Source organism: Sphingobacteriales bacterium (genome assembly GCA_016711285.1).
Lineage (GTDB): Bacteria > Bacteroidota > Bacteroidia > Chitinophagales > UBA2359 > JADJTG01.
In genome coordinates this window covers 217,963-240,068 of record JADJTG010000012.1, presented here as the reverse complement: position 1 = coordinate 240,068, position 22,106 = coordinate 217,963, and the positions used below count along the sequence as shown (strand labels likewise).

At 42.0% G+C, this 22,106-nt stretch carries 14 protein-coding genes and 1 pseudogene; 4 read left to right on the top strand and 11 right to left on the bottom strand.

Features of this window, described 5'->3' with window-relative positions; all coding sequences use genetic code 11:
* Window positions 1-84 precede the first annotated feature (84 nt).
* Window positions 85-4,182, top strand: a complete 4,098-nt coding sequence (locus IPL35_08145) for a T9SS type A sorting domain-containing protein (protein ID MBK8443372.1) — start codon at window positions 85-87, stop codon at window positions 4,180-4,182.
* On the opposite strand, the gene IPL35_08140 is transcribed toward IPL35_08145, so the two are convergent.
* The 3 genes from IPL35_08140 to IPL35_08130 form a co-directional block, all read right to left on the bottom strand.
* Window positions 4,158-4,433 (bottom strand): hypothetical protein, encoded by a 276-nt coding sequence (locus IPL35_08140; GenBank protein MBK8443371.1) that lies wholly within the window; start codon window positions 4,431-4,433, stop codon window positions 4,158-4,160. The two genes, IPL35_08145 and IPL35_08140, sit on opposite strands and share 25 nt — an antisense overlap.
* Before the next feature lie 584 nt (window positions 4,434-5,017).
* Window positions 5,018-8,440: a T9SS type A sorting domain-containing protein gene (locus IPL35_08135; protein MBK8443370.1), complete on the bottom strand. Its 3,423-nt coding sequence runs from the start codon at window positions 8,438-8,440 to the stop codon at window positions 5,018-5,020.
* A 66-nt stretch (window positions 8,441-8,506) separates the two neighbouring features.
* Window positions 8,507-9,067, bottom strand: a complete 561-nt coding sequence (locus IPL35_08130; protein MBK8443369.1) for a hypothetical protein — start codon at window positions 9,065-9,067, stop codon at window positions 8,507-8,509.
* Between the two features lie 376 nt (window positions 9,068-9,443).
* Between IPL35_08130 and IPL35_08125 the strand changes: the two genes are divergently transcribed.
* The 3 genes from IPL35_08125 (at window position 9,444) to IPL35_08115 (ending at window position 12,659) form a co-directional block, all read left to right on the top strand.
* Complete coding sequence (locus tag IPL35_08125; protein MBK8443368.1) at window positions 9,444-10,775, top strand: ABC transporter permease; 1,332 nt, start codon at window positions 9,444-9,446, stop codon at window positions 10,773-10,775.
* A 47-nt stretch (window positions 10,776-10,822) separates the two neighbouring features.
* The gene (gene meaB / locus IPL35_08120) at window positions 10,823-11,770 is read left to right on the top strand and encodes a methylmalonyl Co-A mutase-associated GTPase MeaB (protein ID MBK8443367.1); all 948 of its coding nucleotides are present in this window, start codon (window positions 10,823-10,825) and stop codon (window positions 11,768-11,770) included.
* 160 nt (window positions 11,771-11,930) lie between these two features.
* Window positions 11,931-12,659: a TIGR00730 family Rossman fold protein gene (locus IPL35_08115; protein ID MBK8443366.1), complete on the top strand. Its 729-nt coding sequence runs from the start codon at window positions 11,931-11,933 to the stop codon at window positions 12,657-12,659.
* Between the two features lie 71 nt (window positions 12,660-12,730).
* On the opposite strand, the gene IPL35_08110 is transcribed toward IPL35_08115, so the two are convergent.
* From IPL35_08110 to IPL35_08075, 8 genes and pseudogenes are all read right to left on the bottom strand, one after another.
* The gene (locus IPL35_08110) at window positions 12,731-13,528 is read right to left on the bottom strand and encodes a queuosine precursor transporter (GenBank protein ID MBK8443365.1); all 798 of its coding nucleotides are present in this window, start codon (window positions 13,526-13,528) and stop codon (window positions 12,731-12,733) included.
* A 98-nt stretch (window positions 13,529-13,626) separates the two neighbouring features.
* Window positions 13,627-14,145 carry an OmpH family outer membrane protein gene (locus IPL35_08105; protein ID MBK8443364.1) on the bottom strand — a complete coding sequence of 173 codons (519 nt, stop codon included), beginning with the start codon at window positions 14,143-14,145 and terminating at the stop codon, window positions 13,627-13,629.
* A 145-nt stretch (window positions 14,146-14,290) separates the two neighbouring features.
* Window positions 14,291-14,860, bottom strand: a complete 570-nt coding sequence (locus IPL35_08100) for an OmpH family outer membrane protein (GenBank protein ID MBK8443363.1) — start codon at window positions 14,858-14,860, stop codon at window positions 14,291-14,293.
* A gap of 106 nt (window positions 14,861-14,966) precedes the next feature.
* Complete coding sequence (locus IPL35_08095) at window positions 14,967-17,687, bottom strand: outer membrane protein assembly factor BamA (protein ID MBK8443362.1); 2,721 nt, start codon at window positions 17,685-17,687, stop codon at window positions 14,967-14,969.
* A gap of 119 nt (window positions 17,688-17,806) precedes the next feature.
* A complete protein-coding gene (locus IPL35_08090; protein ID MBK8443361.1) occupies window positions 17,807-18,550 on the bottom strand; it encodes an isoprenyl transferase in 744 nt (247 codons plus the stop codon).
* Between the two features lie 101 nt (window positions 18,551-18,651).
* Window positions 18,652-19,485 carry an outer membrane beta-barrel protein gene (locus tag IPL35_08085; protein ID MBK8443360.1) on the bottom strand — a complete coding sequence of 278 codons (834 nt, stop codon included), beginning with the start codon at window positions 19,483-19,485 and terminating at the stop codon, window positions 18,652-18,654.
* Window positions 19,486-19,663: 178 nt separating this feature from the next.
* Window positions 19,664-20,871: pseudogene (locus tag IPL35_08080) on the bottom strand (alanine dehydrogenase).
* 77 nt (window positions 20,872-20,948) lie between these two features.
* A complete protein-coding gene (locus tag IPL35_08075; protein MBK8443359.1) occupies window positions 20,949-22,061 on the bottom strand; it encodes a hypothetical protein in 1,113 nt (370 codons plus the stop codon).
* Window positions 22,062-22,106 lie beyond the last annotated feature (45 nt).

Sequence of the window (22,106 nt, the reverse complement as noted above, 5' to 3'; positions counted from 1 at the left end):
TATTTATATACAAAAAAACCGCTTATTTTGCTGCTGAATTGTATTTAAAAAAATTTATCTATTAAGCCAAGTTATACACAAACTATGAAGCATTTTTATTTATTATTTCTGATGATAGGCTTGTTTGCCCTTAAAACGCAAGCACAAAGTTGTGAAGGCGGTACTATCGGAAGCACTTTGGGTAACAGTTTTACGCTGTGTCCGGGGCAGAATACGGTATTGAGCAATACCGGAGCCTCTGCTACTGCCAACTATACCTATATTGCCACTACTACCAATGGTACTATTCTATCTGTACTCACCAACAATATTTTGTCGGTTGATGCCACCAATACAGTATCGCGCCGCGTGTATGGCGTATCCTATAGCGGCACACTCAACGCTCCGGTGGGCAGCAACATTGCTACCATCGGTGCTTCGGGCTGCACGGATTTGTCGGGCAACTACCTGTCGGTGGGCGACCCGCTTACTTTAGATGTAGATGTGAGCTGTAATAATGGAAGTGCTAATGTTCAAATTTCGGTGGACGGCGGTATCGGCAATGCTCAAAACTTTGTTTTTACCAATCAAAATGGCGCACCGCTCACCAACGACCCCAATACTACCGCCGTTACGGTTACTGATGAAAGCGGTTGCAGTGTAACCCAAGCTGTTGATTTCGATTGCACTTCGCCCTGCGATGATATTACATTTAGTTCGGGTTATAATTGCGAAGCCGGTGCTGCTACTTTAGCTTTGACAGCGAGCGGAGGCAGCGGATTTTATCAATACACCAACAACGGCGTGGTGGTAGATGACGGTGACCCCGTTCAAAATGGGCAAACCCTGAATTTGGTGCTGCAAGATTTAATCAACGGTTGCTCCGTAGTAGCCGACCCGCTTACGGTGGCTTGTAATCCTTGTGCAAGTTTGCCTTTACCCGGCTTTACTACTTTATGTGTATTCGGCAAAGCCTACTTGTTTATAGATGCTCCTTATACCTACAATCTGCACGACCAAAACGGCAATCCGGTAGTCAATGGCAACGCTTATAATGCAGGCAGCACTTTGGTTGTAGATGGTACTATCAATGGTAATTGCACTTTGCCTACCCTCACTTTGATATTTAATCAATGTTCCGCTTGCTCAGGGCTGTTTTTATCTCCTACCTACACCTGCAACGGCACTACTGCCACCCTTGAAATGAGTGCCGTAGGCGGTTCTGGAAGTTACTCTTATACAGATGGTGCGGGAAATCCTTTGACAACAGGTACGCAAAAAAGTCAGGGCGATACGCTTTCTGTTGTCGTAAAAGACAATGTAACCAACTGTACCTATCAAACCCCCTTATTTCAAATAAATTGTAATAATAATTGTAATTCCTATTTTATCGCTTATTCGGTGTCGGCTTCGTGCTACAATGGTAAAAAGTATTTTTATTATATTTCGGATAATGACGGCACAGTTATTAAAGACCAAAACAATAATATTATCCAAAACGGACAAGCCTTGTCGCCGGGGAATTATCAGCTTTCTGCCTACAACAACAGTGGTTGTATTCGTCCTTTACAACCTTTTGAAGTATCCTGTATTTCTTGCGATGGTTCTTTGGCGGCTACTTCTAGCTATTCTTGCAATACTGCCACCGGCGTAGCTACTTTACAACTGGCAGCAAGCGGCGGTACAGCTCCTTATACTTTTACGACCCAAAATGGGAATACTATTCAAAACGGAGCAACATTGAGCGATGGGCAACAACTCACAATTACCGTTACCGATGCCAATAATTGCTCGGCAATGGCTGCACCTTTGGTAGTGGATTGTGAAGTGGCTGTCAATTGTTCTACTTTACAGGCTACTGCTTCTTACGTTTGTAACAACAACGGACAGGGGGTTTTGAATGTGATTGCCACTGGCGGTACTGCTCCCTATACTTTTCGCAACCAAAATAATGTGGTCGTAAGTAATGGAACTTTATTGAATGATGGAGCGAGCTATATAATTACAGTAATAGATGCCAACGGCTGCACGTTTTCTGCCACTTCATTTACGGTGCAATGCGCAATACCGTGTAATACGCTCACCGCTACGGCTTCTTATATTTGTGTAAATGGAGTAGCTACTTTGAATGTATCGGCAAGTGGCGGAAATGGCGGCTATGTATTTAAAAATCAAGGGATTACGGTGGTCAATGGTGCTTTGTTGAGTGATAATCAATTTGTACAGATTACCGTCACCGATGCCGAAGGCTGTTCATTTACCACCAATGCTTTTACGGTAGATTGTCCGCCGCCCTGCCCTGCCATCAGCATCAATGCAAGCTATATCTGTCAGGGTGAAACGCCTTATTTGCAAGTAAGCGCGAGTGGCGGTGCTGCCCCTTATGCTTATTATTACAACGGAAATAGTGTACAAAGCGGCAGTGTATTGCCCAATAATGCAAGTGTTGGCGTTTCTGTTACCGATGCCAACGGCTGTACGGTTTCGGCAGTTCCTTTTACGACAGTATGCAACGACCCTTGCGATAATTCTACTTTGAGTATCAATGCTTCTTTTATCTGCAATCAAAACGGTACTGCTACTTTGAGCGTAGCTGCTACCGGAGGAGTGGGTAATGTGGTGTTTACTACACAAAGCGGTGCGGTGGTCCAAAACGGACAAACGCTCTCGAATGGCACTTACCTCATCACGGCTACCGATGCCAATGGCTGTACGGCAACAGCTACGCCTTTACTAATTAACTGCACTGCTAATCCTTGTTTAAATACCGATTTGCAGGTAAGTGCTAATTATATTTGCAATAATCAGGGTAGCGGCGTACTCAATATCACCGCCAATGGCGGAACACCGCCTTACAGTTTTTACAATGCTCTGAATGGTGCTGCCCTGCAAAACGGACAAACGGTATTCAACGGTGTCACTTATCAGGTGAGTGTTACCGATGCCAACGGTTGTTTTGCTTCTACGGGTTCTTTCACTGTTAATTGCCCCATTGTACCGGATTGCAGCACCCTGAACGGAACAGCAACCTATGCGTGCAGCAATGGAGTGGCTGCGCTCAATGTATTTGCAAGCGGCGGCTCGGCTCCTTATATTTTCGCCGACCAAAACGGAAATGTATGGAACAACGGTACTGTTTTGACCAATGGAACTACTTATATTTTTACTGTTACCGATTCCAATAATTGTACGAAGCCCGCAGGTAGTTTTACTGTAAATTGTGCTATTGACCCTTGCATCGGCAACCCGCTGACGCTTACTGCTGCTTATACTTGTATCAATGGTATAGCTACGCTCAATATGGCGGCGGCGGGTGGCACTGCGCCTTATACTTTTACTAATCAAAACGGCTTTTCTTTCAGCAATGGTGCTGCTTTGGTCAATGGAGCTACTTATGTTTTTACCGTCACCGATGCGAACAACTGCACCTATACTGCCACCGCATTTACAGTAGATTGCCCACCGCCTAATCCTTGTGCTTCTGCGAATTTAACTGCCACAGCAGGATATAATTGCGAAGCCGGAGTTGCTACTTTAAATCTCGCTGCCAACGGTGGTTTGCCACCTTATACTTTTACCGACCAATTGGGCAATGAATGGCAAAACGGCGATGCCATAAGCCACGAAGCAGCTTTTATTTTTACTGTCACCGATACCAATGGTTGCACTGAAACCGCCACTCCTTTTGTAGTGGATTGTCCTTCTGTGTCTGTTTGTGATAATTTGGTGGTGAGTGCTTCTTATAATTGTATCAATAATGTGGCTACGTTGGCGGTGAATGCCAATGGCGGCACTCCACCTTATTCTTTTGTGAACCAATTAGGGCAAACCCTTGCCAATGGCGCGCCTTTGAGCCACGAAGCACAGGTGATTATTACCGTCACCGATGCCAATGATTGTGTAAAAGTAGCTCCGGCATTTACGGTAGATTGCCCTACCGGTTTGGAAGATGCCGCCACTGCTCATATTGCCTTATTCCCAAATCCTTTGCACAATAATGATGCACTCCACATCATAAATAATGGCGGTGGAATGATTGATGTTGTGCGGGTGTATAATGCGCAAGGCAAATTAATTACTCAACTGAATACGGCGTTCAGCACTTTTGCTTCGTTGGATACCCGTTCTTGGGCGGCAGGGGTGTATATGATAGCTTTTGAAAAAGAAGGTGCTGTATATTACAGCAAACTGATTAAAATCTGATAGGCGATAGTTGTTTTTAATTTTATAATGGTAGATGTAGAGATGCAAACGTGCCGCATCTCTACATTTTTTTTAAGCGGAATTTTTAAAAACAATACTAATCCAATTTTTTTAGATGCAGCACGATACAAGCCCGCCGAGGGTAGCAATTCTTTAGGTGGAGCGCGATACAAGCCCGCCGAGGGTAGCAATTCTTTAGGTGCAGCACGATGTATATCCTGCCGAGGGTAGCAATTCTTTAGGTGCAGCACGATGTATATCCTGCCGAGGGTAGCAGTTCTTTAGGTGCAGCACGATGTATATCCTGCTGAGGGTAGCAATTCTTTAGGTGCAGCACGATGTATATCCTGCTGAGGGTAGCAATTCTTTAGGTGCAGCACGATGTATATCCTGCTGAGGGTAGCATTTCTTTAGGTGCAGCACGATGTATATCCTGCCGAGGGTAGCAATTCTTTAGGTGAACCACGATATATATCCCGCCGAGGGTAGCAATTCTTTAGGTGCAGCACGATGTATATCCTGCCGAGGGTAGCAATTCTTTAGGTGCAGCACGATGTATATCCTGCCGAGGGTAGCAATTCTTTAGGTGCAGCACGATGTATATCCTGCCGAGGGTAGCAATTCTTTAGGTGCAGCACGATGTATATCCTGCCGAGGTAGCAATTCTTTAGCTGCAGCACGATGTATATCCTGCCGAGGGTAGCAATTCTTTAGGTGCAGCACGATGTATATCCTGCCGAGGGTAGCAATTCTTTAGGTGCAGCACGATGTATATCCGATAAATTACCGACACCTTTGAGGTGTCGGTAATTTACAGCCGCCGAAGGTAGTAATTTTATTTTATCAATAATTTTTGTGAAAACATAGATTTTTTTGAAATTACTACAATTGTATATAACCCTGAATTTATATGGCTTAAATTTAAATAACAAGTACCATTATTACATACCGGATTGTTTTGTCTGAATGAGCTTTTTCCCATTGAGTCAAAAATTTCAATACAACTTATATTCATTTCTTGCATAGCATCAGAAGCGTATATATACACTTCACCTTGAGTAGGGTTGGGTACTATTTTAAATGGATAATTTACTGATTTATTGATTTCGCTTAACCCCACAATACTCGTGCTGGCTTCGGCTATTGGATTTTTAGTTTCTGTATTACCTGCCTTGTCTGTGGCAATAACGTAAAAACTGTAAGAATGTCCCACCTTTCCTGTAAATAAACTATAATTAGTTTTTAGATTGGACTGCCATAGTGTAAAAACTTCGTTATCTTCAGATACATATATAGTATAGTAGTCAATTCCTGAATGTGCATCACTACCATTCCAATTTACAACAAACGCAGTATCATTGGTTTCAGCAGATAAATATTCAATACTACTTGAAGGGTTTATTTTGTCAATGGTATTTGTGAAAACGGGAGTTATTATTGGTGCATTAGAATCAAAAACAATACTTGCACTGTTTTGTATAGTTTCTGGAGTAGATAGTGTAAACTTAGGGGATATGGTGAAATGTACAAACCCTTCTCCTTCGGGTTTATTGACATTTGGCGGCAAAAAACCTGCATCAATATCTTGTGTTAAGTCCATAGTTGCGGGGTCAAAAGAAGTAAATTTCCAAGAAACAGTTCCTTCGTTGGTATTAACCCAAGCTCTTACTCTAACAATTGTATTAATTTCAGGGCGTAAATCTACATCTTGACTAAATGTAGTTTCTCCAATAAATTCACCAAAGGAACTAATATTGCCCCCAAAGCCAAAATCTGTGAATTTAACACTATTAATATCTAAAACAGTAGTATCAATTACATCAGTTATAAGTACCTCGCTTGCACTTGCACTTGCAGAATCTACATTTTCAAAATAAATTGTATAAGGTATAGCTACATCACCTTTTATATAGTTTAGATTATCTGTACCTATAATTCCGATTTTATCATTGGGATCCATAGAAGTAGCTACCTGTATTTTTCTTGGAGGTTGTGGGTCAGGGACACAATCGCTGATGTCACTTATTGTCGATCCTACGGTAGATAATACTCCTGCCGCTTTTAATAATTGTTTTGCAATGGTCTTTGCGACTTCGTCAGTGGGGCTAAAAGGAGACAGACAATTGGCTATGCCTACTACATCAAATATCAAATTGAATACATTTGTCGCCGGCGAGTTGTTTCCATTTACTATATCAGAAATGGAACATCCCAAACTCATTGCGCCTATGGCACATCCTACTCCCGGCACTAACCCAACAACATCAAGGGCAGCATTAATACAAGGCGGAATGTTGTTACAAGATGTTCTCATTTGTAAGTTTTCATTTATTTGCTCGCCACTAAATAGTGGATCACCGATATACGTTTGCAATTTTAAGTTGGAAATTTCACTTGATTTGATTTTTAATTCAATAAAACTAGAACTATTGCTAGGGATAAATGGTATTACAAAAATCCCTACTAATAAACTGTCTGCTGTGTTTTCTTCATAAATTTTGTAAAAATGTTGCTCCATACCTTGTAAATCTTCAGGCAAATTTTCATCTATAACTGCGCTTACTAACTGCGCTTCGGTGCTGCCATTAATAATGACATAAACGGGTACGCCAAACGCTGTTTGATTACTTAGGTTTTGTATGCCAATTTTATAATCAAAAAAACGATTGACCAAAATACGAGGTCGCCCTTCTATTATAGCTCTAAATTGGTACGGTTTATTGTATTCTATGGTAAGAGTATTTTTAAGTGTATCACTAAAGTTTGGAGTGCTATACACAATATCATATACGCCTGTGGGAGAATCGGCGAATGTAATATTGAATTTAAGCTTGGTGGCACTTTCATAAATAACCGTATCTACGGGTGTTGTAGTGTTGTCTTTTAGCAAATATATTTGTGCATTTGGGTCTTGAGCAAATGCACCTTGTAGATAACCAACATAAAAATTATTGTTACCTGTTTTGTTTGGGCTTACAGAAGCAATACCCGGTATTGAAATTTGCTGACACACTGTATTACCGTCATCAGAGCAATAATTTCTTGTAGTTAAGCAAACATTATAAACATTTGGCTTTGAAAATGTTAATGTTGGATTAATTATATTATTTATTGAAACACCATTGCCAAAATTCCATGTATAGTCAGTACTGTGAAGCGAATTATCATAAAAATACACCGTATTATTTATTCTATCATAGCTAAAATCAGGGACTGATTCGGCGACGGCTGTACATAGAGTTAGAGTTAGTTCGTAGTTTCCTGTATTCGCTGCCCAATTATCATATACCAATACCGTGTATATCCCTGTTTGTGGGAGTGTTACAAGTGCTCTTAATGAATCGCATTGGCTATAATCATAATAAATTGAGTTGCCGAGCGGGTCGTAAATAACCATCTGTCCGGCTAAAAAACAGTCATTCCAGTTCATACGCAGGGAAATGATATCATTGGCATTGCCATTGAAAGTGTAGATGTCTGTTTCTATACTTTTTTCAATGTTAAAATCATAAGCTGTTTCGTATGCTAAGGGGACTGCATTGGGGGAGTTAAAAATATTTTGCAGCATCAGTCCGTAGTTTCCTGTATCCTCTGCCCAATGATCATATGCCAATACCGTGTATATCCCTGTTTGTGGCAGTGTTACAAGTGCTCTTAATGGAGTGCATCCGCTGCTATAATCATTATAAATCAAATTGCCGAGCGGGTCGTAAATAACCATCTGTCCGCCGAAAACACAGTTATTCCAGTTCATACACAGGGAAATGAAATCATTGGCATTGCCATTGAAAGTGTAGATGTCTGTTTCTATACTTTTTTCAATGTTAAAATCATAAGCTGTTTCGTATGCTAAGGGGACTGCATTGGGGGAGTTGGAAACATTTTGCAACATCAGTCCGTAGTTTCCTGTAGCATCTGCATCTTGATCATATACCAATACCGTGTATATCCCTGTTTGTGGGAGTGTTACGAGTGCTCTTAATGAATTGCATCCGGCATAATTATTATAAATCAAATTGCCGAGCGGGTCGTAAATGAGTATCTGCCCGCCTAAATCACAGCCATTCCAGTTCATACGCAGGGAAATGAAATCATTGGCATTGCCGTTGAAAGTGTAGATGTCTGTTTCTACACTTTTTTCAATGTTAAAATCATAAGTTGTTTCGTATGCTAAGGGGACTGTATTGGGGGAGTTGAAAACATTTTGCAACATCAGTCCGTAGTTTCCTGTAGCATCTGCATCTTGATCATATACCAATACCGTGTATATCCCTGTTTGTGGGAGTGTTACGAGTGCTCTTAATGAATTGCATCCGCATAATTATTATAAATCAAATTGCCGAGCGGGTCGTAAAATGAGTATCTGCCCGCCTAAATCACAGCCATTCCAGTTCATACGCAGGGAAATGAAATCATTGGCATTGCCGTTGAAAGTGTAGATGTCTGTTTCTATACTTTTTTCAATATTAAAATCATAAGTTGTTTCGTATGCTAAGGGGACTGTATTGGGGGAGTTGAAAACATTTTGCAACATCAGTCCATAGTTTCCTGTATCCTGTGCATAGTGATCATATACCAATACCGTGTATATCCCTGTTTGTGGGAGTGTTACGAGTGCTCTTAATGAATTGCATCCGGCATAATTATTATAAATCAAATTGCCGAGCGGGTCGTAAATGAGTATCTGTCCGCCGAAAACACAGTTATTCCAGTTCATACGCAGCGAAATGAAATCATTGGCATTGCCATTGAAAGTGTAGGTATCTTCTTCACCTATTACGCTAATAGAGGCATTAACTACTTCGTCATAATTGAGATTCGTTTGCCCCATTGCCCAACAATAATTGAGCAGTAAAAAAAACAGTATAAAGATTTTAGCCTTCATGGGTTGGTTTTAATGTTTTTGTGTTGGTAAAAAAATATTTTAATAATCAAGTTGTTGTATGCAGAGTAAATATTTAATAATCAAGTTGTTATAAGTATTATCATTGTTATTGTTTTATATTGAAGAATAAACTATTGAACAAATATACATATATATATAATTACTGTTATACTTTTTTGAAAAATTTTGATATAAACAGACTTTTAAAATTGTTCTGATTTCTCTTTCAGAAGATGAAAAATGACACCTTGAAGGTATCGCTAAAGGAATAAGTTTAGTATGATGGCATTATCCTCTTTGACCATTCTTAAATATTTAACCCTTATTTCTTTAAAAAATACGCTTACATTTGCTCAACACACAATCATTCGTTTTTATGAACCTAAAAAAAGTAGCTCTTATCATTCAGCGGGAATTTATTACGCGTGTGCGTAAAAAATCTTTTATCCTCACCACATTGCTCGCCCCTTTGAGCATTTTTGTGGTGATGGGCATACAAATGTTTTTTATGTCGTTTGATAAAGAAAAGCGCGTGGTGGCGGTATATGACGAAAGCGGATTACTGTATAAAAAAAGTGTTGATGGCTCTCGATATTTGGCTTTGCCCGATGGCGAAAATGTGTTTTTTAAACAACCTACCGAAAATTATTCCAACTTGCGCAGTCGCTATCATGAGCTGGGCTATGATGGTGTATTGCACATACAACGTGTAGATACCAACCGCCTGCAAACCCTTCGCCCTGCTTATTTTTCGGATAACTTGCTGGGAGCCGGCGCACGCCGCTACATTGAAAACAGCATCGCCGAAGTGCTCAAAAACCGCCGCCTGCACCAAGAAGGCATAGATCCGAAATTGTTGGAAGAGTTGCGCACCATAGATGTGAGCATCGCCGAAAAAAAGGAAGGCGGCGAAAGTAGCAGCAGTTTTGCGGCATCGGCAATCGGTTTGATGATGGGAATGATCATGTACATCGCTTTAATCGTGTATGGCTCTATGGTGATGAAAGGTGTGCTGGAAGAAAAAACCAACCGCATTGTGGAGGTGATGTTGTCGAGTGTAAAACCTTTTGAGCTGATGTTGGGAAAAATTGTAGGAATTGGAGCCGTGGGGCTTTTGCAGTTTGGGATATGGGCAATTTTAATGATAGCTTTTTCGCTTTTGGCAGGATTGCTATTTCCTGTTCCCGATGCGGGCGCATTGCAAAGTATGCCGGGTAGTGCCGCCGCCCCCGACCCCGAAGAAGCGCAACTCATTGCACGCTCGCTTATCGACAGCGTAAACAGCCTACCACTTACTTGGCTCACGCTTGCTTTTTTATTTTATTTTTTCACCGGATATATGATGTATGCCTCTTTGTTTGCCGCCGTTGGTGCTGCCGTTGGCGATACCGATGATTCTCAGTCTTTGGTGTTTCCTGTCATTATGCCCGTCATTATTTCATTTTTTATCCTCACCGCCATACAAGAAGACCCCAACAACAGCTTGGCGATGTGGTCGTCTATGTTTCCTCTGTTTTCGCCTGTAATTATGCCCGCCCGCATTGCTTTTGGTGTTCCTTTGTGGCAGGTGTTGGCATCTATGATTTTCTTGTTGGGCGGATTTTGGCTGGCTACTTTCATCGCTGCAAAAATCTATCGCGGAAGTATTTTGATGTACGGCAAAAAACTGAATATGAAAGAAATGTGGCATTTATTGCGCCACTCCTGAAAAAAAAATGCTTGTGCGTGTGTTCATTAAAAAAATAAAGCCGGACTATGCAAAACAGCCCTTCTGCAAGTTATTACGCCGAACATATCGCTGCTGCCGATCGCCGTATATTGGCGCGTGCCATCAGTATCGTAGAAAATCAACTGCCTCAAAGCCGCGATTTGCTGCTACAACTCCGTTTTGAGCGCAATGTGCCGATATGGGGCATCACCGGACCACCCGGAGCCGGAAAAAGCACTTTGGTAAATGCTCTGGTAAGTCATTTGCTGGCTGCCGACAAAAAAATCGCCATTGTCGCCATTGACCCCACTTCGCCTTTTAATTTCGGTGCTTTGCTCGGCGACCGTATTCGTTTGGCACAGCATTTCAACCACCCCAACGTATATATCCGTTCTTTGGCATCGCGGCATTCTTTGGGCGGTTTGGCGGATAATATTGTAGAAATATGCGAAGTGTTGCGCGCTGCCGATTTTGACCATATTTTGATAGAAACAGTGGGCGTGGGGCAGTCGGAGGTAGAAATTGCGGGTTTGGCGGATACAACAGTGGTGGTACTCGTGCCCGAAGCCGGAGATGAGGTGCAAACCATGAAAGCCGGACTGATGGAAATAGCCGATATTTTTGTAGTCAATAAAGCCGACCGCGCCGATGCCGAACAATTTTATCAGAATTTAGTAAAACTCACACACGCCCGTCCTTTTCCTACACCCGTACTCAAGTGTGTGGCATCGCAGCAGGGCGGTATAGAAAATTTATACGAAACACTTTGTAAAATTCCCCAAAACAGTGCACACCGAGAACGAAAAGCCCATTTACTCACTCAAAAAGCAATGCGCTTGTTGCAAAAACATTTTACCCGACACTTAAAGGAGCAACATATTTTTCAAAAAATAAAAAAAATATTAGATACACAAGGGGCAGCCGCTTTTCATCTGTACCGGTTTATTGATGCCGAAATAGCAGCAACGCCCGCACAAGATTTTATGCGTCAATAGAAAAAAAACATAATTGTATTTTTTTAAAATCACAAAAGCATTTTTTTTAAAAAAAAAGATGAATATTTTTAATGGAATAAATAAAACAGAATTGTAAATTTGTGGGTTTGCGATTTTGCAATTATATAACTATGATTTTTCAACAAAAAAACAATTTTTTATGACGGATAACAATAATAGCAATAATAATATAGAAGAACTGAGCAGCCGCCATTGGGCAACTACCAATGTGAAAGCGTCTTCTTCGTGGCGTATGTTTAAAATAATGGGCGAGTTTGTAGATGGTTTTGACCGTATGGAAGAACTCGGTCCTTGTGTTTCTGTTTATGGTTCGGCGCGTACCAAACCCCATGACCCTTATTACTCATTAGCCGAAGAGGTAGCCAAACGTTTGGTAAAAGCGGGCTATGGTATCATCACAGGCGGAGGTCCCGGTATTATGGAGGCTGCCAACAAAGGCGCACAAAGCGCAGGGGGTGCTTCGGTGGGTTTGAACATCAAATTACCTTTTGAACAAGCTCCCAACAGCTATATAGATTGGGACAAATCTTTGGATTTTCGTTATTTTTTCGTGCGCAAGGTGATGTTTGTAAAATATGCACAGGCTTTCGTACTGCTGCCCGGCGGTTTCGGCACACTCGACGAACTCTTTGAATCTATCACTTTAATTCAAACACAAAAAATATCGCGTGCACCGGTTATTTTGGTTGGTACTGAATATTGGAAGGGCTTATTGGATTGGATAAAGTTGGTAATGTTGGAAAAAAATAGCAATATCAGTGCAGAGGATATGGATTTATTTACGCTGACCGATGATGTAGAAGTGGTGGTGAAAACTATCAATGAATTTTATTCAAGAGAGGATTTAGGACCTAATTTTGACTATTAATCGCTGTTGATTTTTGCTCTTTTAACTTTGACAAAGTTTAAAAAACTTTGTCAAAGTTGGGTGGAGTATCTTTATTGATTTTGAGCTGCGGCATTTTTCATAAGTTGTGCTTTTTCGTGTCCGATGTATCGTTCTATGGCGGCGTGTATCAAATATAATAGCGGAATCATCAGTACGGCGGCGAACATTTTATAACAAAAATTGACCGTGCCCACTGCCAAAAACAACGAAATCGGCCACTTCTGCGGACCCAAAACAAAGGCAATATACAACACCACAAAACTGTCGATAAATTGCGAAATGAGCGTAGAGCCGGTGGCACGCAACCAAATCATACGCTCACCGGTACTTTTTTTGATACGATGAAAAACCGCCACATCAATCAGTTGCCCCAGCAAAAAAGCCGTCAGCGAACCTGCCACTATCCATAGCCCCTGCCCAAAAATAGCGACAAATGCCTTTTGCATATCCGGCACACCCTGTGCGGCGGCACTGCCCACCCACCACGAAGCCGGAGCCAAAGCGATGGCAACATATACCATAGCAAAAGCGTAGGTGATGAGAGTAGCAGCAAGATACGACAAAAAGCGCACTCCACGCGAGCCATAATATTCGTTGATAAGGTCGGTCATAATAAAAACAACGGGCCACAGCAACACGCCCGCCGTAAAATTCAGCGACCCCTGCTGCCCGAATAAATTCCAGTTCAAAGCCTCTGCGCCGAGCGTATCTTCCAATGCAAAAATCTTTACGCCAATAAACTCTGCAAGCAAAGCATTCGCCACAAAAAATCCGCCCAATATCCAAAACAAATGCACCGATTTGTCATTAAAAATAGAAAGCGGGTTATTATTGTTATTATTTGTCATATTTGATTGGTATAAAACAAAAAAAAGGCTGATGCACGCTTTATACATCAGCCTTTTATATAAAAAAATATCTTTGAATTTTCTTTAGCAATAAAAAATTACATGCCCAATTTGGTTTTTACCAAAGCCATAATATTATCGCCATCAGGATAATGCAGTATAGCACCGGTACTCAAATCAAAAACATAAGAAATGTTATTTTCGGTAGCCACATCTTTGATAGCTTTTTGGGCACGCGAAACGATAGGCTCTATCAATTCCTGACGTTTTTTGGTAATATCAGCTTGTGCAGTACCCTCAAAAGTCTGAATTTCGGTTTGCATTTCCTGCAATTTCTTTTCTTCGGCGGCTTGGTCGTTCGGCGTAATTTCGCCTTTTTGCGCCCGCTCCATCAAAGATTTGTACTTGGTTTCAAAGGTGCTCAATTTTTCTTTATATTGAGCATCTAATTTTTCGCTGTAATTTTTCAACTGTGTTTCGGCGGCTGCCATATCGGGCATTGCAGCCAGCAACTCGGCAGAGTTAATATGACCAAATTTTACTTGTGCGCGAGCCGTAGAAAAATTAAATATGGTAAATGCAAATATAAGAGAGCAAATTAAAAGGATTCGTTTCATGGCTTAATTAAGTTATACAATAAATTTATTTGATATAGATAAATTAAGAGTGCAAAGATAGTATCTTTTCTAAACAGTACTTATGAAAATAAAAAAACTTATGACACATAAAGTCTTTATTTAGAACAATACTGCGCGCATACAGCTATTTTCTGCCGCCTTCGTCTTTTTTATCGCCGCTCAGGTTTTCATTTTTAGGAGTGATGCCCAAACCTTTTAATACTGTATTGCTCATATCGTAGTCGCTGTTGGAGTAGAGCATCACTGTGCCGCTGGATTTGTCAAAAATGAAGTCGTAGGCGCGTTGTTTTACCAATTTTTGGATTTCGCTATATACTTTATCCTGTACGGGCTTTACCAATTCCTGACGTTTTTTAAACAGTTCGCCCTCGTAGCCGAATTTTTTCTTTTGCAAATCTTTTACCTCTTTTTCTTTATTCATAATTTCATCTTCACGGCGGCGGCGCATATCGTCAGTGAGCAACACCTGATCGGCTTGATACGATTTATACATCGCATCAATGTCGTCCATTTTTTTCTGAATATCCTCTTGCCATTTGGCAGCGATATTATCTAATTCGGTTTGTGCTTGTTTGTATTCGGGCATTTGGCTCAAAATATACTCCACATCAACATAAGCAAATTTTTGAGCAAATGTAGTTCCGTAAGAAGCCACTGTAAGGGCAAGTGCCAACAATAATTTTTTAGTATTCATTGTTTTTAATGTTTTTTGTGATAATGCCATTATGATAAGCTGTAATAAAAAAGGTTTAGTATTTGTAAAGATTATTTTGTGTTAAGAAACGCTAAAAAACGCTGCATTATTCCGGCTCAAAGCCCAAAATAAAGCTGAATTTGCCGTAAGAACTTAAATAACCGCCCAAAGATGTACCCGAAAGCGTTTGAGTCTCTTTGTCGAAGCCTACGCCGTAGTCCACACCCATCAAACCAAACATGGGCAAAAATACGCGCAAACCCACACCCACCGAACGGCGCAACTGCAAGGGGTTGTATTCTTTGAAATTACTCCACGAATTACCCGCTTCAAAAAACGCCAATCCGTAAATGGTGCTGCTCGGATTGAGGCTGAACGGATAGCGCAACTCTAAGGTAAATTTGTGGAAGAAAGGATCGCCTACTTCGGCAGTACCCCCATTTTCGCGCTCTACCAAATTGCTCGTAATTACTTCGTAGCCGCGCAAAGCGATAATGTCTTTTCCGGTAATAATATTGCTGAAAGAATTAGACAAACCATCGCCGCCCACCTGAAAGCGTTCAAAAGGAGCATAGCCTATATCGGAATTATAGTAGCCCATAAAGCCCATTTTGGCAGAGCTGCGCAATACTAAATTGCCTATAATAGAAGTGTACCACTCCGAAGTAAAACGCCATTTGAAATATTCAGGAAATTTGTATTTGGCGGCATCGCTTAGTGTTGAATAATCCTTTTCGCTGAATAAAGAGTAAGGAGGCGTAAGTTCCATAGAAAGCGACATATTAGAGCCACCGCGCGGAAACAAGGTTTGGTCGAGCGAATTGCGGCGCAAAATGGTTTCTAAGCTGATATTGTGAAACAAACCGTCAGATACCAAAAATCCGGTATCAAAATTATCCAAGTTGTAATTGGAATAACTGGCAGTATGTATAAGCACAAAATTATTATCTGGCCAACTGAGGCGGCGACCGGTAGTAACTGCAAACCCTGTGTTGGTAAAAGTACTGGTAGGCGTAAAATCGTATCCGGTGGTAAATCCGGTAGCTTGGCGCGTACGAAAAACGGAAAAAGTGAGTTCGTTGGGTTTTCTGCCGCCGAGCCAAGGCTCTGTAAAAGAAAAATTGACAGATTGATAGCGTTTTCCATTGGTTTGTACGCGCAAACTCAGGCGTTGTCCATCGCCGGCGGGCAAAGGCATAAAACCACTGTGAAGCAGTTTTTTTAGCGAAAAATTATTAAATGTAACGCCCACGCTGCCTATTACACCTGTGCCACCCCAACCCGCCGACAACTCCAATTGGTCGGAGGGGCGTTCTTCTACGCTGTATTCTATATCCACTGTTCCGTTTGCCGGATTTGGTTTGGGCACAATGCCGATGGTTTCGGGATTGAAATAACCCAACTGCGCCAACTGGCGTTGGGAACGGATAATGTCGCTGCGACTAAACTGGCTGCCCGGACGCGTAAAGAGTTCGCGGCGGATAACGTGTTCGCTGGTTTTATCGTTTCCTTTTACAATAATGCGGTTAATGGTTGCCTGTGCACCTTCATAAATACGCATTTCCAAATCAATGCTGTCGTTTTCGATGTTTTTTTCCACCGGATTCACATTGAAAAACAAATAACCATCGTCCATATACAGCGAAGAAATATCATCGCCGCCGTTGGGGTCAATGGTAAGACGTTTTTGGAGGCGTTCTTGGTCATATACATCACCTTTTTCAATACCGAGCAAATTACTCAGTTGTTCATCGGTATATTTGGTATTGCCGCTCCATTCAATATTGCGGAAATAATATTTTTTTCCTTCATTTATATTCAACTGCACTGTCAAATTGCGCTCATCGCGCTGATACACGCTGTCGCTGACAATATAGGCATCGCGGTAGCCTTTGGTGTTATAAAAATCAATCAGGGCGAGTTTGTCTTTTTCGTAGTCTTTGCGGATAAATTTAGACGAACTAAGCGGGTGCAAGCGGATTTTATCATCTAAATAATTCAAAGTACCCGACAATGACAAATTGGATAATAAGTGGGGAATATTGGTGTGCAAAGCGTCTTTTACGATCATAAAAGGAGCTTTGGGATTGATAGAAGTGCGCTCTTTGGTGTCTTTGAGTTTTTTCTTCAAATTGCGGTCGTAAAAATTCTCATTGCCGTTGAGAACCACTTCACCAATGCGCACACGACTGCCGCGTTTGATGTCGAATTCCAACACAACGTTGTTGCTGCGTAAAGTGTCTTTTTCTGATATAGTTTCTACCCGTACATTCAAAAATCCCTTGTCCACAAAATAGCGTTTGATGGCAATTTCGGCGGTGCTTTTGAGGTTTTGATTGACGATTTTTCCGGCTATCAGATTCACTTTGTCGCCCAATTCATCGGCTTCGCCTTTTTTTACGCCATTAAAACGATAGCGGGAAAGGCGCGGCAACTCTTGCAGGCGATATTCCAAAAATATCACATCGCCCACGATTTTGGAGGCATAAATTTGTACATCGGCAAATAATCCCTGCTTCCACAAGGCTTTTACGGCATTGGAAATTGGCTCGCCGGGTACGGCAATTTTGTCGCCCACGCGCAAACCCGACAGCGATACCAACACACTTTCGTCCAAGTGCTCCACACCTTTTACCACAATACCGCCAATTTCATATTCTTTGGGAGCAGTGTAGTTGAGTTGTTCGTTTTGCTCTTGTGCCCAAACCGCCGCAGTTGGCAGGCATAGCCACAGGAGAAATAAAAAAAATAGTAAGGAATATTTTTTCAAAAGATATAAATACGAAGTGAACGTAGAATAAAAAACAGAAACTGCCGATATGCTCATGTATTGAAATGATGTAGGTAATGATAATTTTTTTGATTGCAAAAGTTGTATTAATATATTGAAAATCAATATTTTTTACAATAAAAAAATATAAATGTTTTTTAAGTAATATTTTAAGGCTATGCCAATTGTTCGCTGGTTTTTCCGAAGCGGCGTTCGCGATGCTGAAAATTCAAAATAGCCTTACAAAATTCTTCTTTGGTAAAATCAGGCCACAGCACATCAGTAAAGTACAATTCGGCATAGGCAATTTGCCACAACAAAAAATTGCTGATGCGATATTCACCGCTGGTGCGTATGAGCAATTCGGGGTCGGGCATATTGTGGGTTTGCATATAAGTATGTACGGTTTCCTGCGAAATATTTTCGGGCTTTACTTTTCCGAGTGCTGCATCGGCGGCTACTTTTTTCATCGCTTCGGTAATTTCCCAGCGCGCACTGTAATTCAGAGCCAAAGTAAGCGTGAGCTTATTTCCGTGTTGCGTAAGTTGTTTGGCTTCTTCTAATTTACGATAAGAACGCTCCGGTAGTTGCCTGATATTGCCGATAGTATTCAATTTTACGCCATTTTCTATCAGCATCGGCACTTCTTTTTCTACAGTTATTGCGAGCAACTCCATCAAAGCCTTCACTTCCAAAGGTGGGCGCGACCAGTTTTCGGTAGAAAAAGTATAAAGCGTGAGATAGGGAATACCCAATTCTACGCTGATTTCCGTGACAGTGCGCACCGCTTTTACTCCCATATGATGACCAAAAATGCGGTCTTTTCCTTGTTGTTTTTTTGCCCATCTGCCGTTGCCGTCCATAATAATGGCGACATGGCGGGGTAATTTTTCGGGTATAAGAAAATCTTTGTAATTCATTGATACACAAAAACCACGCTGATGCGACACGCCCTGTGCCGTTTCAGGTTGGGATAGAAGACTGCAAAATTAAGAATTTTTTAATAAAACAGCGGCACACTTTAACGACCGCGCGGACATTTCACTTGGTAAATGACATACGAGAGTGTTACGCCGCCGAATAAAAAAGAATCGTTGCTCACACTATCGCCGCGCTGCCTGCCTGCTTCGCCGATGCGAGGGCTGCGTACTTCGCGCGAGCGGTCGGCGAGGCGGGCGGTTTCGGAGTTACTGCCGCCTAATACGCCCTCATCAACATACAAGCCTTTTACGTCATCTAAATAATCGGTAAAAGTGAAACGATAGCCCACTTCCATGCCCAGCACCCAATTATTTTTGAGCCAGTATTTAATGCCCAAACCCATCGGTAGAGCGGGTTGCAAACGCTTATATGGCTCTAAGCCTGTGAGGTCGGGATTGCGCTGTCCTTCAGTGCCTATTTCCTGCAATTTGTAGGTTTCGCCATCTAAGGTCGCTTTGGGGTTGAAGTGAAACACCGACACACCCACTGCCAGATAAGGCGAGAAGTAATGATTGACATCGCCCGGAACGAAACGCAGAAAATTAAATTCAAATTGCGCACCTGCTTCCAAAACATGGGAATGAAAACTCAGGTTGCGGGCTTGCTGAAAAGGACGTTTGGAGTATTCATCGCGGTAGGAAAGAAAGCCGAGATTGGCAATGCCCTTAATGGCGATATAGTCGGAAATGCTATAACGGTACAATACGCCGCCCGCCGGACGAATACCTTGTAAGCCGCCACCGGTATTGAGGTCGCCGAAGTAGTTGGAAAAACCGAGCCAAGCACCTACCGACTGTTGTTGTGCCTGACAATCGGCGGCAGAAACACACGCCAACAGCAGCACTGCTATCACAGAACGAATCATTAAATACATGAAAAAATAAAATGAAGGGTCTAAATATTATTTTAAAAGATGAGTAACAAAAAATATTGCCTTTTTTGCAACAACGAAAAAATTGCAAAATAATTATGTCTATGTGCGAATAAGAAACAGCTTAATAAAAATATAAGCAATAGGGTGCAGTAAAATATTTGAAAATGAAAAAAAATAGCTAAAAATTAGTTGCCATCAGCAAATCCAAATCGGTGTAGCGCAAATTAAAACGCTCCGATAGAAAGCGGTTGGTGAGCCTGCCTTTATACAGATATACACCGTGACGCGCACCTCTGTAGTTGGTAAGCAGCTTTTCGAAGCCGCCGTATTCGTGGGCACGCAGCAGTAGGGGGGTAAGCACATTGCTGAATGCAATGGAAGCCGTTTTTGAAACCCGCGAAGCAATATTCGGCACACAGTAATGAATAATGTCGTGTTTTACGAAAGTGGGTTTTTGGTGCGAAGTGACTTCGGAAGTGGCAAAGCAGCCGCCTTGGTCAATGCTGATGTCGATGATAACGGAGCCGGGCTTCATTGCTTCTACCATATCTTCGCTCACCACACACAAAGTTCTTCCGCTTTCGGCGTGTATAGCTCCTACGGCTACATCGGCATTTGCCAGTTCTTTTTGAGCACGGCAGGAATGATGGTAGAAGTATAAACACGTTGCCCTAAATGATTTTGCAGTCGTATCAGCTTAGAAATACTGTTGTCAAATACGCGCACTTCCGCACCCAAGCCCAAAGCAGTACGCGCCACATATTCGCCAACCACACCTGCGCCCAATACCAATACTACAGCCGGAGCTACCCCGCTGATACCACCCAATAAAATACCGCGTCCGCCTTGAGCATTGCTCAAATGCTCTGCAGCTATGAGCAGTGCGGTACTGCCTGCTATTTCGCTGGCGGCACGAACGATAGGAAAGGTGTTTTTTTCGTCTTTTATATATTCATAAGCGATAGCAGTTACTTGTTTTTGCATCAGGGAAGGCAAAAAATCGGCACTCATCGTAGGCAGATGCAGCGGCGAAAAAATTATTTGGTACGGGTGCAGATAATCTGTTTCGGCGGTGGTGAGTGGTGCTGTTTTGAGAATAACCTGCGCTTCAAAAACTTTTTTTGTATCAAAAACGATATCAGCTCCTACTTCGGCATATTCTCTGTCGCTGAAATGCGCCCCCAAACCCGCACCGCTTTCTATAGTGACCCGATGCCCTTTGGCTACAAGCAGCTCCACCGCCTGTGGCGTGAGGGCAATGCGCCGCTCCTGAAAAGAGGTTTCCTTGGGAATACCAATATACAAAGAGCCGCGTTTGAATACAATTTCGGCTCGTTCCTCCAAGGGCGTTAGCGAAAATTCAGAAGAAAATCCAGTAATAGCCATATATTATTATTTTTTACCATTAATCAACAAAAAATACCTGATAAAAGAAACAAAAACAGATAAATACAATACTGTATTCACGTTTTTGCAGCAATTTTTTGTTTGGCAAATATAGCAGAAAGTTGAATAGAAAGATTAAAAAACAAAATTTTTGCATGAGCGTTGCGCTCGGTGTATTCTACTGACTTGTTGAGAAGAGCGGATAAATTTTCGGTTTCTTCCAAAGGAAGAGCAGCCAATCGCTGTGCCCATTTGAGCGTGTCGCCTTCGGGCAGACGGCTTGCTAACTGCCAGCGCAAACGACAACTATCTTCTACAAAAAACAGTACATAGCGTAACCAGTTTTTTTGTTGTTCGCGTGCCAGTTTTGCCATAGTTTCAGCCCAGCGCACAAAGTTTTCGGGCTGATGGGCATAAGTAGCTTGCAACCATTGCAGCAGCAACTCATTGTGGGTTTCGTGAGAGCCTTGCCACAAAGCCGTACTGATTTCGCCATTTGAGCCAAGAGCCGCTTGTGCTGCCGCTCCGGTGGACATTTGATGTTTTTTTTGCAAATAATCACTCACTTCTTCATCGGCGAGTGGCGTAAGGCGCAGCATTTGCACCCTTGACAACACAGTGGGCAATATTTGGCGCACATCGCTTGCTACCATCAAAATCAAGGTGTTGCCTTCGGGTTCTTCAATGGTTTTGAGGAGGCGGTTGGCATCTTTTTGGAGGCGTTCGGCTTTCCATATAATCTGAATTTTATAAGTAGATTCAAATGATTTAAAACTCAAATTTTTAATAATGGCAGCACATTCTTTGGCACTGATATTGCCTTGTTTGTTGTCGGTATCCAACATTTGTAGCCATTGAGCTTCGTTCAGGTAAGGATTAGCGATAAAAGCCTCGCGCCACTTGGAAATGTGCTCGGCACTGAGTTCGCCGCTGCCCACTACGGGATATGTAAAATGAATATCGGGGTGAATGAGTTTCTGGGCTTTTGCACAGGCGGCACAAGAGCCGCAAGCATCGTAGCTGTGGGGATTGCTGCACACGGCGTATTGCGCCATTGCCATTGCCACAGACAAAGCTCCCCAGCCGTCATTTCCCAACAGCAAATAGGCATGTGCCAGCCGCTGATGCTGAAACAGATGTAAAATATGCTGTTTGAGTTCCTGAAGTCCGGCTATTTGGCTGAATAACATAGGCGTAAGATGGTGCTTGATGCGCTGGATACGAAGGACTGTTTG

Coding starts and splice junctions, on each gene's coding strand:
- meaB (MBK8443367.1), top strand. CDS start 10,823: ATGCAAAACAGCCCTTCTGCAAGTTATTACGCCGAACATATCGCTGCT.
- IPL35_08145 (MBK8443372.1), top strand. CDS start 85: ATGAAGCATTTTTATTTATTATTTCTGATGATAGGCTTGTTTGCCCTT.
- IPL35_08115 (MBK8443366.1), top strand. CDS start 11,931: ATGACGGATAACAATAATAGCAATAATAATATAGAAGAACTGAGCAGC.
- IPL35_08085 (MBK8443360.1), bottom strand. CDS start 19,485: ATGTATTTAATGATTCGTTCTGTGATAGCAGTGCTGCTGTTGGCGTGT.
- IPL35_08090 (MBK8443361.1), bottom strand. CDS start 18,550: ATGAATTACAAAGATTTTCTTATACCCGAAAAATTACCCCGCCATGTC.
- IPL35_08125 (MBK8443368.1), top strand. CDS start 9,444: ATGAACCTAAAAAAAGTAGCTCTTATCATTCAGCGGGAATTTATTACG.
- IPL35_08110 (MBK8443365.1), bottom strand. CDS start 13,528: ATGACAAATAATAACAATAATAACCCGCTTTCTATTTTTAATGACAAA.
- IPL35_08100 (MBK8443363.1), bottom strand. CDS start 14,860: ATGAATACTAAAAAATTATTGTTGGCACTTGCCCTTACAGTGGCTTCT.
- IPL35_08075 (MBK8443359.1), bottom strand. CDS start 22,061: ATGTTATTCAGCCAAATAGCCGGACTTCAGGAACTCAAACAGCATATT.
- IPL35_08105 (MBK8443364.1), bottom strand. CDS start 14,145: ATGAAACGAATCCTTTTAATTTGCTCTCTTATATTTGCATTTACCATA.
- IPL35_08130 (MBK8443369.1), bottom strand. CDS start 9,067: ATGAAGGCTAAAATCTTTATACTGTTTTTTTTACTGCTCAATTATTGT.
- IPL35_08095 (MBK8443362.1), bottom strand. CDS start 17,687: ATGAGCATATCGGCAGTTTCTGTTTTTTATTCTACGTTCACTTCGTAT.